15 protein-coding genes and 1 riboswitch are annotated in these 15,358 nt (G+C 59.0%); of the genes, 9 read left to right on the forward strand and 6 right to left on the reverse strand.

Annotation, left to right across the window (positions count from 1 at the left end; all coding sequences use genetic code 11):
* Nucleotides 1-5 precede the first annotated feature (5 nt).
* The 8 genes from IE127_RS06290 to IE127_RS06325 all read left to right on the forward strand — a co-directional run bounded on the left by IE127_RS06290 (nt 6) and on the right by IE127_RS06325 (nt 9,273).
* On the forward strand, nt 6-611 hold the full coding sequence (locus IE127_RS06290) for a TetR/AcrR family transcriptional regulator (protein ID WP_189424363.1): 606 nt from the start codon (nt 6-8) through the stop codon (nt 609-611).
* A gap of 88 nt (nt 612-699) precedes the next feature.
* A complete protein-coding gene (locus IE127_RS06295; RefSeq protein ID WP_189424364.1) occupies nt 700-894 on the forward strand; it encodes a hypothetical protein in 195 nt (64 codons plus the stop codon).
* A 146-nt stretch (nt 895-1,040) separates the two neighbouring features.
* Nucleotides 1,041-2,378, forward strand: a complete 1,338-nt coding sequence (locus tag IE127_RS06300) for a mechanosensitive ion channel family protein (protein WP_189424365.1) — start codon at nt 1,041-1,043, stop codon at nt 2,376-2,378.
* 165 nt (nt 2,379-2,543) lie between these two features.
* Nucleotides 2,544-4,505 carry a putative bifunctional diguanylate cyclase/phosphodiesterase gene (locus tag IE127_RS06305; protein ID WP_189424367.1) on the forward strand — a complete coding sequence of 654 codons (1,962 nt, stop codon included), beginning with the start codon at nt 2,544-2,546 and terminating at the stop codon, nt 4,503-4,505.
* A 912-nt stretch (nt 4,506-5,417) separates the two neighbouring features.
* Nucleotides 5,418-6,443, forward strand: coding sequence for a hypothetical protein (locus IE127_RS06310; protein WP_189424368.1), 1,026 nt, complete (start codon nt 5,418-5,420; stop codon nt 6,441-6,443).
* A gap of 80 nt (nt 6,444-6,523) precedes the next feature.
* A complete protein-coding gene (locus IE127_RS06315; RefSeq protein ID WP_189424369.1) occupies nt 6,524-7,240 on the forward strand; it encodes a hypothetical protein in 717 nt (238 codons plus the stop codon).
* Between the two features lie 396 nt (nt 7,241-7,636).
* The gene (locus IE127_RS06320; RefSeq protein ID WP_189424370.1) at nt 7,637-8,089 is read left to right on the forward strand and encodes a curli assembly protein CsgF; all 453 of its coding nucleotides are present in this window, start codon (nt 7,637-7,639) and stop codon (nt 8,087-8,089) included.
* Between the two features lie 35 nt (nt 8,090-8,124).
* Nucleotides 8,125-9,273 (forward strand): CsgG/HfaB family protein, encoded by a 1,149-nt coding sequence (locus IE127_RS06325; RefSeq protein ID WP_189424371.1) that lies wholly within the window; start codon nt 8,125-8,127, stop codon nt 9,271-9,273.
* 6 nt (nt 9,274-9,279) lie between these two features.
* Here the strand turns inward: IE127_RS06325 and IE127_RS06330 are convergent, their stop codons facing one another.
* Nucleotides 9,280-9,825 carry a hypothetical protein gene (locus IE127_RS06330; protein ID WP_189424372.1) on the reverse strand — a complete coding sequence of 182 codons (546 nt, stop codon included), beginning with the start codon at nt 9,823-9,825 and terminating at the stop codon, nt 9,280-9,282.
* Nucleotides 9,826-10,003: 178 nt separating this feature from the next.
* Between IE127_RS06330 and IE127_RS06335 the strand changes: the two genes are divergently transcribed.
* Entirely contained in the window at nt 10,004-10,729 is a 726-nt protein-coding gene (locus IE127_RS06335) for an AprI/Inh family metalloprotease inhibitor (protein WP_189424373.1), read from the forward strand.
* 143 nt (nt 10,730-10,872) lie between these two features.
* Here the strand turns inward: IE127_RS06335 and IE127_RS06340 are convergent, their stop codons facing one another.
* The 5 genes from IE127_RS06340 to IE127_RS06360 all read right to left on the reverse strand — a co-directional run bounded on the left by IE127_RS06340 (nt 10,873) and on the right by IE127_RS06360 (nt 15,248).
* Nucleotides 10,873-11,640 (reverse strand): ABC transporter ATP-binding protein, encoded by a 768-nt coding sequence (locus IE127_RS06340; RefSeq protein WP_189424374.1) that lies wholly within the window; start codon nt 11,638-11,640, stop codon nt 10,873-10,875.
* Nucleotides 11,640-12,719, reverse strand: coding sequence for a FecCD family ABC transporter permease (locus IE127_RS06345; RefSeq protein ID WP_210310423.1), 1,080 nt, complete (start codon nt 12,717-12,719; stop codon nt 11,640-11,642). The genes IE127_RS06340 and IE127_RS06345 overlap by 1 nt, the downstream gene beginning before the upstream one ends.
* A complete protein-coding gene (locus IE127_RS06350) occupies nt 12,716-13,657 on the reverse strand; it encodes an ABC transporter substrate-binding protein (RefSeq protein WP_189424376.1) in 942 nt (313 codons plus the stop codon). Before IE127_RS06350 ends, IE127_RS06345 begins: the two co-directional genes overlap by 4 nt.
* Entirely contained in the window at nt 13,657-14,409 is a 753-nt protein-coding gene (locus IE127_RS06355; protein ID WP_189424378.1) for a (2Fe-2S) ferredoxin domain-containing protein, read from the reverse strand. The genes IE127_RS06350 and IE127_RS06355 overlap by 1 nt, the downstream gene beginning before the upstream one ends.
* A gap of 99 nt (nt 14,410-14,508) precedes the next feature.
* Nucleotides 14,509-14,717, reverse strand: a riboswitch (cobalamin riboswitch).
* A gap of 78 nt (nt 14,718-14,795) precedes the next feature.
* On the reverse strand, nt 14,796-15,248 hold the full coding sequence (locus tag IE127_RS06360; RefSeq protein WP_189424380.1) for a DUF6789 family protein: 453 nt from the start codon (nt 15,246-15,248) through the stop codon (nt 14,796-14,798).
* Nucleotides 15,249-15,358 lie beyond the last annotated feature (110 nt).

Below are 15,358 nucleotides of genomic sequence, written 5' to 3' on the forward strand. Positions count from 1 at the left end.
TCACGATGTCAAGTCATACAATCGATACCAAGAAGAAGATTCTGGAAGCAGCATGGCAGCTGCTCGAGGCCGGTGGCGGTGCCGGCGTGCGCATGTCGGATATTGCAAAGGCCGCCGGGATCAGCCGGCAGGCTGTCTATCTGCACTATCCCAATCGCGCCGATCTGCTGATGGCCACCACACGCTATCTGGATGAGGTCAAAAATGTCGACATGCGTCTCGCCGCAAGCCGCGCCGCCACCAGCGGACGGGAACGGCTCGATGCGTTTATCGAAGCGTGGGGCAACTACATTCCCGAAATCTACGGTGTTGGCAAAGCCCTCATGGCGATGCAGGATTCGGACGATGAGGCCAGGCGAGCCTGGGATGACCGCATGCGCGCCGTACGTGACGGCTGCGCGGCAGCCGTCAGCGCTATCAAAGCGGATGGCGATCTGGCCGACGGGTTGACCTCTGACAACGGCACCGATCTGCTTTGGATGCTTCTCAGCGTCCGCAACTGGGAGCATCTCCGGCACCAGTGCGGCTGGAGCCAGAAGGATTATATTAGCGGGATCACCGCTTTGGCGCGCAACGCACTGCTAAAGCCAAAAGCCTTCGCTTCATACTGAAGGTTCGTCCTATTTCGTACAAATGATAAAGGACTGAAACCACAATGAGAATTGGGAAGTTGTCTCGCCAATAGACTGGAGGCAACACATGAACGTCACCTGGACGGTCCTCACACAGCAACAACGCATGGCACTGCGTGTCCTTGAAACGGATACGGCCTCCACACTCGAGCGGGAACTCGGCGAACAGCTTCGAAATCTCGGCTTGGCAGAAAGCGCCGGCCCTGCTGTCACCATCAGTCCGCTCGGTCGCGCCATCATCCCGACGACACTCGCGGATTGAGCAAGATCCCCGGACCGGCAGCTTGTTCAGCCTCAAAGGGAACAGAGGGTAGAATATCGCGTTCTGCCCAAATGCTCGTAATCCTCTCAAAGTCCTGCACCAGTTTGCTCTGCAGGGCTTTTTTATTCGCGGTGTTCGCCGCGCTTATGAGCATATATCAAGCCTCGGCGCAGGAATTGCCCGCAGAGCCGGTGAATGAAGCCGTTACCGTCGCTGGCCCCGTCCCCGTCGATGCCGATGTCTCCGATGCCGCCATCGCCCAACGTATAACCGATATAATGCAATCGACAGGCTGGTACCGGTCGGTCGTGATCGATGTTCAACAAGGCGTTGTCATCATCGATGGGGTGAGCGAAACCGCAGCGCACCGAGCCTGGGCCACGTCGCTTGCCGAAAACATGGAAGGCAGCATCGCGGTCGTCAATCGCCTGGAACTCGCCGCCGACTTCGCATCAACCATCGACCGGGCCCAGACAGAATTCACCCGCCTTGCCCGCAGCGCACTGCAGACCCTTCCCATCATCGTCCTCGGTATCGCGATCATTGCCGGCGCATGGCTGCTCGCGGCGTTGATTGCGCGGATATCGCGCCGGTTGCTGGAGCAGCGGATACCCTCGCCCCTCCTGCGCGGTGTAGTGGTGCGCGTCATCTCAATTCCCGTATTCTTGCTGGGGCTGTACTTCGTCCTTCAGATTGCCGGGTTGACGCGCCTTGCGGTTACGCTTCTCGGCGGCACCGGCCTCGTAGGCATCATCGTCGGCTTCGCTTTTCGCGATATTGCCGAAAACTTCCTCGCCAGTCTGTTGCTTAGCGTGCGCAACCCCTTCAGCACCGGAGATCTCATCGAGGTTGCCGGGGAAACCGGGATTGTCGCAAACCTCAACACCAGAAGCACGGTGCTGCTGACGCTTGACGGCAATCACGTGCAAATCCCCAACGCCGCAGTGTTCAAGAGCACCATCAAGAACTACTCCAGCACACCGACGCGGCGCGCTGAATTCTTACTCGGCATCGGCTATGATTCATCCGTCGCCCAAGCGCAGCTTCTGATCACCGAAATCCTGAACCAGCACCCGGCGGTTCTCGACACCCCGGAGCCGCTTGTTCTGGTCGACCAGCTTGGCGACGCGACCGTCAACATCCGGGTCAGCTACTGGTTTGACAGCCGCACCTATTCCCCCGCCAAGACCAATTCGGCCCTGCTGCGCCTCTCCAAGAACGCCTTGCTGAAGGCTGGCATCGAACTGCCGGACCCCGCGCGCGAAGTCGTCTTTCCCAAAGGCGTGCCGATCGTATCGATGGATAACGACGCTCCTCCACCATCCACGACGCCTGCTCAAACCGCTCGCCTCGTTCCCGACGATGCCAGCGAAACCGATGATGCGACCGCGGGTGAGGGCAACCTCACCAATGAGACCACCGAAGTGCGCGACCAGTCCCGCGGCGAGGTGATCGAAGCATCCGAAAACCTGCTGAAAAAATAATGGTCTGGAAAAGCCGAAGACGCTGCGCGTCTCGGTGTTTGAGCTCTGAATTAATCGATCGTCCATCCCGAAATGCGACACTTGGCCAGAACTCAAGGCAATAAGAGTTAGCGAAAGTACCGCGCTCCCGACGAATTCGTCAGCGCATAACTGTAGGCGACGCACATGCTCGATTGGTTGGCCCGCTTCCTTACGGCCAAGTCATCAGACACTCTGGTTGTCTCTCAGGTCGAGGCCCTCAAGCACCGCGTGCCGATCCTTTACGCCGTGCTCGGCGTAAATACCTTTGCCTTGGCCATCACGCATTTTCGCGATGTGCCCCATCTCATCAGCGTGTATCCCCCGGCGGTGGCGATCCTGCTGATGTCGCTTCGGTCCATACAGTGGTTCCGTCTGAAAGATGCGGCGCCGCCCCCGCACGAGGCGCGGCGGCGGATTACGCAGACAACGCTGCTGACGGCGTTGTTATCGGTCGCTCTTATGGCCTGGTCCAGTGTGATGTATCTGCACCCTGGTGCAGCGGGTGCAAGCGGCATCGGTATCGATCGAAACGGCCATACGGTTCTGTTTGTCGGGATAACTGTCGTCTCATGCATCGTCTTGCTGATGCATGTGCGCGTAACGGCGCTACTGACCACCCTGATCGTCATACCACCTTTCTGCCTGGTGCTGGCCGCCCACGGCTCGCAGGTGGAATTGGCCGTTTCCATGAATCTGGTTCTCGTTGCTGCGGCACTGACTTATGTCACCGTGGTATTTTCGCGGGATTTTGCACATCTCGTTGAATCGCGCGCCGCAATGGACGAGATGTACTCGCGCCAGAAGCACCTGGCCTCGACCGATCCACTGACCCAGTTGGACAACCGACGCCGCTTCAACGACCAATTGAACGAAGCCTTGAAAACCGGCCAGCCTTGCGCGGTGCTGCTTCTCGACCTCGATGGCTTCAAGATGCTCAACGATGCCCACGGCCATGCCGTCGGCGATCGTGTTCTTCGGGTGATTGCTGAACGGCTTGTCGAGGTCAGCCAGGGCGAGGACGCGCTCTCCATCGCACGCATGGGGGGTGATGAATTCGCGATCCTTCGTTCGCGTCCACCGGATGCCCTCGAACTTTATAACTATGCCGAGCGGATCATCCGGCAATGCAAGCTCCCGATGAAGGATGCGGGATTGACGGTCAGCGTCGGCGTTTCTGTCGGCGTGAGTGAAATCCGCAGTTCGGATTTCGCGGAGAGCCCCAGCAGCCACATCGAGCGTGCCGATTTCGCTCTTTTTTATGCCAAGCAGTCGGGTCGCGGCCGCGTCGAGTTCTATACCCCCGAGCACGAGAGCAAGATCCGGCGCACGGCGATTGTCGAGCAGGCGCTCAAGAACGCTGATCTCGATCAGGAAATTTCCATTGCCTTCCAGCCGGTATACAGTGCCAAGACCCTCAATCTGCAGGCATTCGAGGCTCTGGCCCGTTGGCACAACCCCTCTCTCGGGCAGGTAGCACCGGATGAATTCATACCGCTCGCCGAGCGATGCGGGGCGGTTCACCGGATCACCTGCGCGGTGTTGCACAAGTGTTTGCGCGAAGCCGGATCCTGGCCTGAAGAGGTCGGGCTCAAGGTGAACCTGTCGATCTATGACCTGTCCTCACGCGAGCAGATGCATCGCCTGCTCGCCATCATCGAGGACTCCGGCATCTGCGGGGCACGCCTGACGTTTGAAGTGACGGAGACCGCATTCAGCAACCAGCTCGATGCCGTTCGCGACTCGCTCGAAACGCTGCGCGCCCTTGGCTGCAGCATTGCCATCGATGATTTCGGCACCGGCTACTCGAGCTTGAATGCGCTGCATCTGTTCCGACCGGACATGATCAAGATCGATCGAAGCTTCGTCGCCCGCCTCGGCAGTACCGATGAGGGCCGCGCAATGATCAGGACCATCATCGAAATGTCGCACAATCTCGGCGCCAGCGCGCTCGCTGAAGGCATTGAAGACGAAGCGCAGTGCCGCGCTCTGATGGCCCTCGGCTGCGACGCGCTGCAAGGCTACTGGTTCTCCCGCCCCGTAGCGGCGGCGCATGCACATAGTCTCGCATCTGCTACCGGTGCGCCCCGTGTGGCGGGTAATGGCTGAGCTCCGGCCAAAACTAGGTGACCATCGGCAACCGATCGGCTTTTCTTAGTTCGGCCCATATTCCGGGTCGCCGACACAGAGCAGTAGAAGCAGCGCGAACGGCGCGCAGATCGAGGATTTCAGCCACGGCCTGATCGTCGAAACCACTAACCCATCCACATTTTTAGCCGTCTGCAACCGCCAGAAGATGCAGGATCTGTGCAGCCGCGCCGGCTTCAAGACAGACATAGCGCGCACCGCGGCTGCCATAGCGTGGTTGGTCGGCAAATGCTGGTTGCCGCTACGCGGGCAACACCGCGCGTCTTGACCCACGAAGCGCTCCCCTTGCTTGCGACCTGCGGCAGAGAGACGGCGCTTCAACTGTTTTGCTCAGGAAACTAGACAGCCCTTCATAGCGTGGATCGTGCCACGGCGGGTTTCGCAGCCTCTCTAGCAGAGCCCGATAAGTACTTGCACTAATGCATCTTACAAGTAAGGCCAGCTGTGTTCCGCGCCTGTAATAAACCTTCGGCGCACAGTATAACCGGCCCGCGAAATTAAGGTTACTCGGAACACTTCTGGCGTTGTTCTGAATCCGAGTTGACTCCAAGCCCCGTAAAACCGTAAACAAATAGTTAAGGCGACGGGCAGGCTTGGAGTGGAAACCCGCGCGCCTCAGGGAAGAACGAGGGCAACGAAACATTCTAGTTCAGCCCCTGCCTGCGCTCAGCACTGCTGGCGCAGGAACGGGAGAGCTTTGTCCAATCGCTGGAGCGGCGGCTAGCGAGCGGCACTTAAGGTCTTCAGGCAGCCAATCAAGAGGCAGGTTGCCGACCCACTCCGCCTTCCGTCCGGCCCAAGGCCGCATGGGAGCTTCGACCTTCAACCCCAGGCTGTTGAGCCTCGGAACAGAAAACGACAGGGATTGAAACCATGACGACCTTCAAGAAAAGCCTCTTGGCCGCCACCGCATTCACGCTGATGACTGGTGCAGTTTTTGCTCAGGGCAATGTCGCCAACACCACTCAGACCGGCGATAGAAACAACATTACAATTACGCAAAGAGGATTTGGCAGCGAGGGACAGACTGCCCGGTCCAACGTCGAAGGTGACCATAATACCGTTGAGATAAGGCAGGGACGCACAAGCGCTCAAGCTGGTACTAATAATTTCGCCAAGCTGCAGATCGACAGTCTAGGCGGTGCATCGAGCGACCACAACACAATCACAATTCTTCAGGACGTGAGCGGTGTCGAAAACTCCAAGGCCGTTCTAAGCATTGTCGGTGATTGGAATGAAGTCGACACGAATCAGAAGTTCGGACGGCATGAGCTTTCAGTCACCATCGGTACATCGTCAGCCGAGAGCGATTACAACGACGTCGATATCGTTCAGAACGAACGACGTAATGACTCGAAAGTCACGGTCGACGGGGCGCATAACGTTGCGAACGTTGCGCAGGAATCGGACGACAACACTGTTAGGCTTGAGATCGACGGTTCGAACAACGACGTGGCAATAAGGCAAGATGGACAAAATGGCAGTAACACGGGTGATAACAGAGCGCTAGCATACATCGTAGGCAACCATAACGAGGGGACCATCAACCAGGTCGGTGAACTCAACTCTGTGAAGCTAGAAATCGGAGCCGCCTCTGTCAGCTCGTATAATGAGTTCGACTTTGATCAGGTGGATGACGGGAACTCAATCGTTGCGAATATCGATGGGCAGCAGAACGACGCGATCATCTACCAGAATGGTCTCGGTAACTATGCCTCGTTGTTCCAAGATGGCTCGTACAATCTAGCTGATATCTCGCAGATTGGTGATCTGAACGACGCTATGGTCTCTCAGACGGGACATTGGAACGAAGCCTACGTCTCACAGACTGGTAACTCCAACACTGCCAACGTTACCCAGGATGGCTACGGCAACATCGCCAATGTAACTCAAGACTAATTGGCAATATCCAAGGCGATCGGCTTCTCGGCCGATCGCCACAACTCGATCATTCGTCTTGCGCAGCCATGGGTGTGGACATGCAAAAACCTGCTATTGCCGCGGCAATCACGACAGCGCTCATGGCCGCCGGGACGACATCCGCAGTCAGTGAATCCAACACATTGTCGATCGTTCAGGGAGAGCCCGGATCTCCGGGAACCGGCAACAGTATCTTTGTCGATCAATCCAGCGCTGCGCATAGCGAGGTCGGCGGCCTCTCCATCCTCGTCCCTGGTGCCTGGAGAGACAACTGGCTGGCGATTGCTCCATATACGGAAGCCGCACTACAGCTGGGGTCTAATAACAACGCCGACATTCAGGTGAGCGGTACCGGCGGCAATGTCGTTCTCTACCAGAACAACCCTGGCACAAGCCTTGGAAACACAGCCACCATCAGTCTCGATGCGCTGCATGCCGCGGGTATCGTTGGGCAGTATGGATCGGGAAATATTGCAGATGTCGCGGTTTCCGGCACATCAAGCGTCGGCTCCGCCCTGCAAAATGGCGACGGCAACAGGACTTCGGTGACCGTCGATGGCTGGCTCTCCTCAGGTACGGTGATCCAGAATGGCGATGGCAACGACATGGCCCTGAGTGTCCAGGGAGACGGGACCGTGGCCAAGTATGTTCAGAACGGCAACAATCTGGCGCCCGCAACAGCCATGGACCTGGGCCCTGGAATACACGTGGGTAATGGCGGCGTATCGGTTGTCTCAAACGGCGCCACGGTGCACATCACCCAAACGCGCTTCTAGCCGCCACGAAGCACCTGCAACGCCGTGCGTCATCCCGGTTCGATCGCGGGGCGACAGCCTTGCTTGCCCTCCCTCCCAAGGCAGCCGCTCACTCCGGGTAAATACATACCCGGAGTCGCGTGTTGTCTGCGCAAATCGGCACAGCACACCTGTTTAGTAAAGTGCCAGGCCAATTGGCGGGCAGAGCCAATCCGGCAGCATGCTCGTGCAACTAAGGCCTTTGCAAAGCAGGCCTAAAATTAAATCTCCGATTGTCGCCGCTAAGCGCCGAGACCAAGACTCAGTCAGAAGAGAACGCTCGCAAATACCCGTATCTGCTTTGCCTTTACTGGGCATTAACCAAGACCACTGTTTATTGCGTGCAGAATCAAATACAAGACTGGGGTGATTCGAGGCATGAGAACGGGAACGCTTGTGATGGCGGCCTTCATTGTTGCAGCAACAACGAACGCCTCTCTTGCCGGAGATTTGGTCTACACGCCGATCAATCCTTCGTTCGGGGGCAGCCCGCTGAATTCTTCGCACCTGCTGGGTATGGCGAGCGCCCAGCGCGAAGCGACGGCCTGGGATGCAGGGTTGGACGATGAAGAGCTGATCCCGACACCCACCCCTGGCAGTTCAGACGCTGATCTGTTTGTTCGCCAGCTACAGGCCAGGTTGCTGTCTCAACTCGCAAACCAGGTCACCGAGGCGATCTTCGGCGAGAACGGCGAAGACTCCGGTATCGTACAGTTCGGCGATACGAGCGTAGAGTTCGATCGGACCCTTAGCGACATACGCTTGGTCATCAGTAACGCCACCGACGGCACCGTCACCGAAATCGTTGTTCCGCAACTGGTCGTGCGATGAGCACGTCTTCACCCGCGCTCTAAGCAGGCTTGGTTATGTCGAAAACGCTCTTTCTTGGTCAGGTGTTGAAAGCGGCGGTGCTTCTCGGCGCCGCGGCGGCTCTCGCCGGATGCAGCTCCCACACGCTGGGGCGCGATCCCTTGATGGGCGGGCTCGAGGCGCCAGTCATATCGCCGGTCAGCAAGCAGAACTACGAGTTGCGCACGGTGCCGCCGCCAAAAGAGCGCGTAACGGTCGCGGTCTATGATTTCCCTGATCTGACCGGCCAGTTCCGCGAAGCGGCCAATTTTCAGACATCCTCGAGAGCGGTTACCCAGGGCGGGTCGACCATCCTGATCAAGGCCCTGCAAGACGCATCCGAGCGGCGCTGGTTTACGGTTCTAGATCGTGCCGCGCTGGACAATCTCCTCAAGGAGCGCCAGATCGTCACCGAAATGCGCCGGATCTACCGCGGCGAAGAGGTTATCAATGCCAGCGCCCTGCCCCCACTTGCCCATGCGGGCATAATTCTCGAAGGCGGGATCATCGGCTACGATACCAACGCCATGACCGGCGGCGCTGGCGCGCGTTATCTCGGCATTGGTGGCGATACGAAATGGACACAGGATGTCGTGACCGTCACCTTGCGCGCCGTTTCGACGGCAACCAGCGAGGTGCTTGCCAGCGTCACCGTTCACAAGATGCTCGCATCGCAGTCGCTGCAGGGCGGCATCTTCCAGTATGCATCTCTCGATAGCATCATAGAAGCCGAGGCCGGGGTCACCCAGAACGAGCCGAAGCAGATCGCCGTGCAGCAGGCGATCGAAAAGGCAGTTCTGGCGCTTATCGTCGAAGGCGCGGAACTGGACATTTGGCAATTCGGCGACCGAGAGGCTGGCGAGCGTCTGGTTGAAGCCTATCGGCAGGAAAAATACGGGGTAAACATCACGGCGCAAGCCTATGCTCCAGTGCCGCCTGTGACACGTAACGCAACCGACGTGGTTGAAACGAGACCGTTGCCAGTCGCCATGGCGCGGCGGCCTGCACCGCCAGCGGCGGCTCCCGCTCAACCCACGCAGCCATCGCCCGCCAACACGCAATCTGCGCCCGAGGCACCCCCGCGCCCTGCCACGCCGCCTCCCGCATCAGAGGGTGAGGTGATCGGCAGCATTCCTCCGGTGGCGGTTGGATTGACCTCGGGGTAGCCGGCGCTATTGCTGGAAGACAGATGCTGTGTTGTTGGAGCCCCTCTGCTCCACCACGGAAATCATCCCAGGCCCGCGCTGCACTTGCACGGCCTGATTACCGCTGCCGGCTTGAAATAGCGATGCCTTGTTGTCCGTACCGATTTGCACGAGCATTGAGCTGTTGCCGGTGCCCTGCTGTTCCAGCCGGAACACATTGCCCCACCCGGTCTGGATAGCCTTGGCGCTGTTGCCAGTCTGTTGATCCGCAACAGGGCCAGAATCCAGCGCCGCCGTTGTCTCGATACGTGAACTCAGCGATCCGTTGCCAGCCGCATTCACCGGCAGAGACCATGCGATAGCGGGCGCATCCTGAACCAGTTGCAGTCGGTTGCCGGTTCCGGTCTCTGCATAAGGTTCGCCTGCATCAGCGCCATCACCTGAGATGATGATGACATTGCCCGCCATACCGAAATGTGCCGGCCGCTGCTCTTGTCCAGAGCCGGCTGCAGCGGTGCAGCCCAGCGTCAAAACGCACAGTCCGGTTACGAAGAGATGCGTGGCGTAGGACATGAATGAACCCCAGGCTCAGGGCGGCTCCCCGCCTTCGTGACCATCGTTACGCTGGCAAGGTTAATCTCAGATGAGCGTTGACGTGACAGTTGCAGCGGGATTGACTTGTTTTGCGGCTTGATTTGATTAGAGCCGACGTAAGCTTTGCTGTGAAGCGTCGCACTTATGGAGACCGGCGATGATGCTTTCCAAACACATTTCCATGGCGATACTACTTGGTGCCTCCATGGCATTTCCTGCCCACGCGCAGAGCGAAGCGCAATTCGTCACAGTCTTTGCCGGAGACTGGAAGATCTTCGATCCTGCGTTTTCGCAAAATGGCGAAGTTTGCAGCGTCGCGCTCGGCGGCGAAGCCCAGAACGGCACCTACCCGATCATGACTCAGGACTGTACCGGCCTGCCGGCTCGCTTCGCGAGTTGGAAGATCGCCGAGGGGCAATTGGTGCTCTCCGCTGAAGACGGCAAGGCGTTGGCTGCGCTCGGGGGCACTCAACGCCGCATGAGCGGTACGTCAGCCGACGGTGATTACTTCATCATCGAGCGGGCCGATGGCGGCGATGGCAGCGCGCAAGCACTCGCCGCGGCAACGCGGGCCAGCGGTTGCTATTATCTCGGAACATCCAGCGTCTGTGCTGCGCCGGAACAGCTGGCGCCGCCCGAGGCGGCGGGTCAAGGTCCACAGATACGGTCCCTCGCCAACGTCAACATTCGCGCCGAAGCGCGAGCGGATGCGGGCGTAATCGGCGTTGCCGAAGCCAACACCTGCCTGCCCGTCTCCCAATGCGCACTGGCCTCCGACGGTGCCTGGTGCGAGATACAATTGGGAGAACTCAGCGGCTGGCTTCGCCAGCGCGCCATCCGCCAGGGCCAATGGCCAGTCGTCACTTTTCTCAACGAGTGCTGAGCCCACACTATCCCCGCGCCACGAAAAGCCTAACCAGCAGCATCGCAAGTATGGTGGTAGTCGAGGGGCGCGCTGCCAATCTGCCTCAAGGCCCGAGACTCCGGCAGTTCTCGGAGCTTTGGGGGGATGTAAGACAAGTGCCGTCACTTGCCTGGCAGGTTATATTCGATGGCCAGTCCGTTTTCGCTGCTTGAGAGGCGTGCTCGAACTCCATAGACCGCCTCAATGCGCTCGGCCGTCAGCACCTGCTGCGGTGAGCCGCTTTCTATGACGCATCCGTCCTTCATCATCACCAGAGCATCGCAATAGCGCGCCGCAAGGCTAAGGTCGTGTAGCGCCGCGATTGTCGTGACGCCGAGACTGCGCACCAGTTCCAGCAACTCGAGCTGATGGCGGATGTCCAGATGATTGGTCGGTTCGTCGAGAACCAGAAACTCCGCTTGCTGTGCGAGGGCGCGGGCGACAAGGGCCCGTTGCTTTTCTCCGCCTGACAAATTCATGAACTGTCGATCACGAAGCTCCAGCATTCCGACCTGCCTCAAGCTCTCTTCGACAATAGCGAAATCGCTCGCAGTATCGCGCTCCATCAGCCGCTTGTGCGGCGTGCGCCCCATGCCGACGAGTTCTGATACGGTGAAGTCGAATTCGCCCATGCGCTCCTGTGCGACGACCGCCAAGCGTTTCGCCACATCCCTCGGGGAGAGTGCCCAAACGCTATCGCCTGCGACTTCGACGCGACCACTGCGCGGTGCAAGCACCCGGTAGATTGCGCGCAAAAGGCTGGTCTTTCCGCTTCCATTCGGGCCGACCAGCCCGAGGAATTGACCGCGTTCAAGGCTGAAGACGACCTCATTGACGATCCGGCGGCCTTCGATGTCGACGCTGACCCGATCCACGTTGAGATGCGCCATCATGTCTCCCTTGGTTTCCAGCGATTGGTCGCCAGCATCCATACGAAGAACGGACCACCAAGAATTGAGGTAATGACGCCGACCGGCAGTTCCGCTGGGGCGAACAGCATTCTCGCGCCCACGTCGACCCAGACGAGGAACGTGGCGCCCAGGAGCATTGAGACCGGCAGAACGCGCCGATGATCTGTCCCGACGATCATGCGGACAATGTGTGGCACAACAAGTCCGACAAAACCGATTGCGCCCGAGACGGCCACCATCACCCCCGTCAACAGCGAGAGGACGATAAACAGCATTATCCTGAGCCTGCCCACATCGACCCCGAGGGTTCGGGCGGAATCGTCGCCAATCAGCAAGGCATTGAGCGCCCTCGACTGCGAGAGCAGAAACATGCCGCCGCCAAGTAAGACCAGAAGCGGCAGGCCAAGGTCAGCCCAGGCGGTATTGCCGAAGCTGCCAAGCAGCCATTCCATTGCCGAGCGCGCGAGTTCTCTATCATCTGAGGTCAACACGATAAGGCTGGTGACGCCCGACAACGAATAGCCGCAAGCGACACCGGCAAGCACCAGGCGCAAGGGTGAAAGCTGACCGCCGGCGATAGCGATCAGAAACACCAGGGCGAACGCGCCCACTGCTCCCAGAAACGCCCCTGCCGAAATTGCGTAAATGCCGAAAACACCGAACCATCCCAAACCCAGCACCAGGACCGCTCCCACCGAAGCGCCTGACGAAATTCCAAGGACATAAGGATCTGCCAATGGATTGCGAACGACTGCCTGCATGGCGACGCCTACAATGGCCAGTCCGCCACCGACGGCTGCGGCCAGCAGGACACGTGGCAGACGCAGCATCCAAACGATGTTTTCCGCAGCCATACTCCAGTCACCGGTGGTTCCGGTAATCTTGGCGAGCACGATCCGCCACGCGGTCATCATCGAAAGATCAACAGGGCCTATGGTGACTGCGAGCGTTACTGAGAGCAGCAGCACTGCCGCAAGAAGCGGCAGGCCCATGGTCAGCGGTATGCGCTGAAGCTGCAGTGCTAGTCTAGCAGAGGCGCTGCGGGCAGACACCGTCACTCGAACAGCTCCGGGTGAAAGCCTTGTGCGAGTGTCTTGACCCCATCAGGGATGCGCACACCTTCAAACATTGAAGGCAAAGGCAAGACAACGAACCTCTTGTTCTGGATCGCCGGCACGCTTGAAAGAGCCGGGTTCTCAGTCAGCAGGGCAATTTTTTCGTCAGCACTGGTTTGGCCATAGTCATTGATCACGATGACCTCCGGTTCGCGTGCTACCGCCTCTTCCCAGCTCACCGTTTCCCAGGTGCTGTCGAGATCATCGAACACATTGCGGCCGCCTGCGAGCTCGATGAGGTTCGTCTGCAGCGCTGTGCCTGCGGTGTAGATTCCATCCGTTCCGCTATCGTAGACCAGCACCGATACCGGCTCGACTGCAGCGTTGTCGATGGTCGATGAAACTGCTTCGATGTCCGCTTGCATCTCTGCGATCAGAGCATTCGCACGATCCTGAATATCGAAGATCTGCCCAAGATTATCAATGTCTTCGTAGACGTCCTCAATGGTTGCGCCATCAATCAGCGTCCCCTTCACGGCGTAGGCATTGATGCCGAACCCCGCGAGCGTTTCGATAGGCGCGACCGATGTGTCGCGGTAGGCGCTGAGACGCCCATAGGTGAAATCTGGATCGGCCCCGAGCAACACTTCCAGCGATGGATAGCTGGTTCCATCAGCCAGCTGGGGGATCGTGTCATAGTCTGCGGCAAGGGGCTCAATTACCGGATGGTTCATGTAGGAGGTCCCCACCATGTGGTCGGCCAGCCCCAGGGAGAGCATCACTTCCGTGGTGTGCCCATTAAGGCTCACGGCGCGCTCGGGTGCCGCCTCAAACACCAGTGTGTTCCCACCATTCTCAATTGTGAGCGGGTACGCGGTTTGCTGCGCAAATGCGGCAACAGGAGCCAGGCTGAGTCCAAGCGTAAGCAGGAAGGCCTTCATTAATTGTTCTCTCCCGTATGGTGGTCTTCATTGAATGTTTCGAGGCGATGAATCAGCAGATCGGGGGCTTGTTTGCCGTCGCGAATGACAGTCCTGACAAAGCGTTTGACCGCGACGTCATCTTCGAGGCGGTACCACTCGCCGCGCGGATAGAGCGCCACCATCGGGCCTTTGTTGCAGGGGTAAAGACACCCGGTCGTTGCCATGAGGCAGGCATCTTTGACGCCTTCGGCAACAAGCGCCTCGTTGAGCGCCAGCTTCAGGTCTGGCGCACCGCGGTAATGGCAACGGGGACCAGTACAAACGAGTAGGTGATGACGGAACGGTGGCGGTGCATCCCAGCCACGCTTGCCCAGACTGGGCTTTTGCGCATCAATCGGCGTTGCGTCGCTGACATTGGCAACGGCTTGCGTTGCGAGGGCGCCCACAAGGCCCTCTGCGATCGTCTCAGAACCCAGCAGCAAGTCCATACGTGCGCCAGAGCTCTGCTTCCAGTGTGCAAGAACGCCCGGCAGCCACGCGGCAAGACTTTGGGAAAACGGCAGCCCGATCGGCTGCACAAGCACACGCGCATGGCCTGCAACAAGACAGGCATCGAGCGCATTCTGAAGCGTTTGTCCGGTGCCTTCGAGGCGGACAACAAAGCATGGCAACGTACACGCCTGGCGAACAGACGCCGAAATCGACGCTTCACGCGAGGCGCTCAGGTGCTGCTGCGATATACAAAAGATTGCGGCGTCAGGCGCAGACATCCACCCTTCTCCCAACTGGAGAAGGTTTAAATTCGCCCGATGCTACGTAAGCCGTGCCAGGTTTCATTCGCACCCCCTGCCGGGACACCTCGCCCGGCTTCATGGTATCTGGCTCTGGCAGGTCTCCTGGCTCGCGGCTGAGTAACGCATTCACCGCCTTCCCAACCGATAAGGGTCAGTGGCACTTGGATGAACGCTCGCCGCTTACAGTTGCGAGGGCAGCCACGGTTTTGGTCCCTGATGGGTACGCCGCACCGTGTTCCCTTTTAATCCGCGCATCTGGCGGAACCGAAGCGCGCGCATTGGCGCCGATTCGTGTGACGTGTGCAAGCGCTGCGCTCTGAAACGAACGACCCTATGGCGTCACCGCGCCTGCCGCATCACCTTCAAGGGTGGGTTGGATCAATGCGCTGGCGCTTTGCCTGGTCTCTGAAAAGTAGAGAAAACACTTCTGCCATAACGAAACCGAACGCCAGGTGCAGCATCAGTGACTGAACAAACGCCAACGGGCTCGCGCCTCCGCAAATTGTAGCGGCTTGCGCCGGCATCGGCATGATCATCAATGCGATCCAGGGCACCAGCATCGCGCCCGCACCGTTGACCCATGGAACCGGCAGGGGAAACCTCGGCACGAGACACGCAAACGCAACGCCCCATGTGGCGCCGACAAGAATATGCGCCAGCACCGCAGCTGGCATGGAGACGCCGAGCGTCAGCGACAGCATCGATATGAGATCGAACCCCGAGGGATCGAGAAGGGCCACCACATGCGATATCGGCAGCATGAGAAAAGCAGCGACAACGCCCGATAATGCGCCAGCAAGACTACGGTTCAGCATCCAGCCCCTTCCGATCTGAATGAAACAAGGCAGTACGACGGGAGTTCCAACGGCGCCGCATCACCAGCAAGATCGCGCACTGCGAAGCGGTGCGGCACCATGACACCTCT

The organism is Devosia pacifica (genome assembly GCF_014652635.1).
Taxonomy (GTDB): Bacteria; Pseudomonadota; Alphaproteobacteria; order Rhizobiales; family Devosiaceae; genus Devosia; species Devosia pacifica.

Bases quoted from the DNA above. Each gene is read 5' to 3' on its own strand.
- IE127_RS06290 (WP_189424363.1), top strand. From the start codon at position 6: ATGTCAAGTCATACAATCGATACCAAGAAGAAGATTCTGGAAGCAGCA.
- IE127_RS06295 (WP_189424364.1), top strand. From the start codon at position 700: ATGAACGTCACCTGGACGGTCCTCACACAGCAACAACGCATGGCACTG.
- IE127_RS06300 (WP_189424365.1), top strand. From the start codon at position 1,041: ATGAGCATATATCAAGCCTCGGCGCAGGAATTGCCCGCAGAGCCGGTG.
- IE127_RS06305 (WP_189424367.1), top strand. From the start codon at position 2,544: ATGCTCGATTGGTTGGCCCGCTTCCTTACGGCCAAGTCATCAGACACT.
- IE127_RS06310 (WP_189424368.1), top strand. From the start codon at position 5,418: ATGACGACCTTCAAGAAAAGCCTCTTGGCCGCCACCGCATTCACGCTG.
- IE127_RS06315 (WP_189424369.1), top strand. From the start codon at position 6,524: ATGCAAAAACCTGCTATTGCCGCGGCAATCACGACAGCGCTCATGGCC.
- IE127_RS06320 (WP_189424370.1), top strand. From the start codon at position 7,637: ATGAGAACGGGAACGCTTGTGATGGCGGCCTTCATTGTTGCAGCAACA.
- IE127_RS06325 (WP_189424371.1), top strand. From the start codon at position 8,125: ATGTCGAAAACGCTCTTTCTTGGTCAGGTGTTGAAAGCGGCGGTGCTT.
- IE127_RS06330 (WP_189424372.1), bottom strand. From the start codon at position 9,825: ATGTCCTACGCCACGCATCTCTTCGTAACCGGACTGTGCGTTTTGACG.
- IE127_RS06335 (WP_189424373.1), top strand. From the start codon at position 10,004: ATGATGCTTTCCAAACACATTTCCATGGCGATACTACTTGGTGCCTCC.
- IE127_RS06340 (WP_189424374.1), bottom strand. From the start codon at position 11,640: ATGGCGCATCTCAACGTGGATCGGGTCAGCGTCGACATCGAAGGCCGC.
- IE127_RS06350 (WP_189424376.1), bottom strand. From the start codon at position 13,657: ATGAAGGCCTTCCTGCTTACGCTTGGACTCAGCCTGGCTCCTGTTGCC.
- IE127_RS06355 (WP_189424378.1), bottom strand. From the start codon at position 14,409: ATGTCTGCGCCTGACGCCGCAATCTTTTGTATATCGCAGCAGCACCTG.
- IE127_RS06360 (WP_189424380.1), bottom strand. From the start codon at position 15,248: ATGCTGAACCGTAGTCTTGCTGGCGCATTATCGGGCGTTGTCGCTGCT.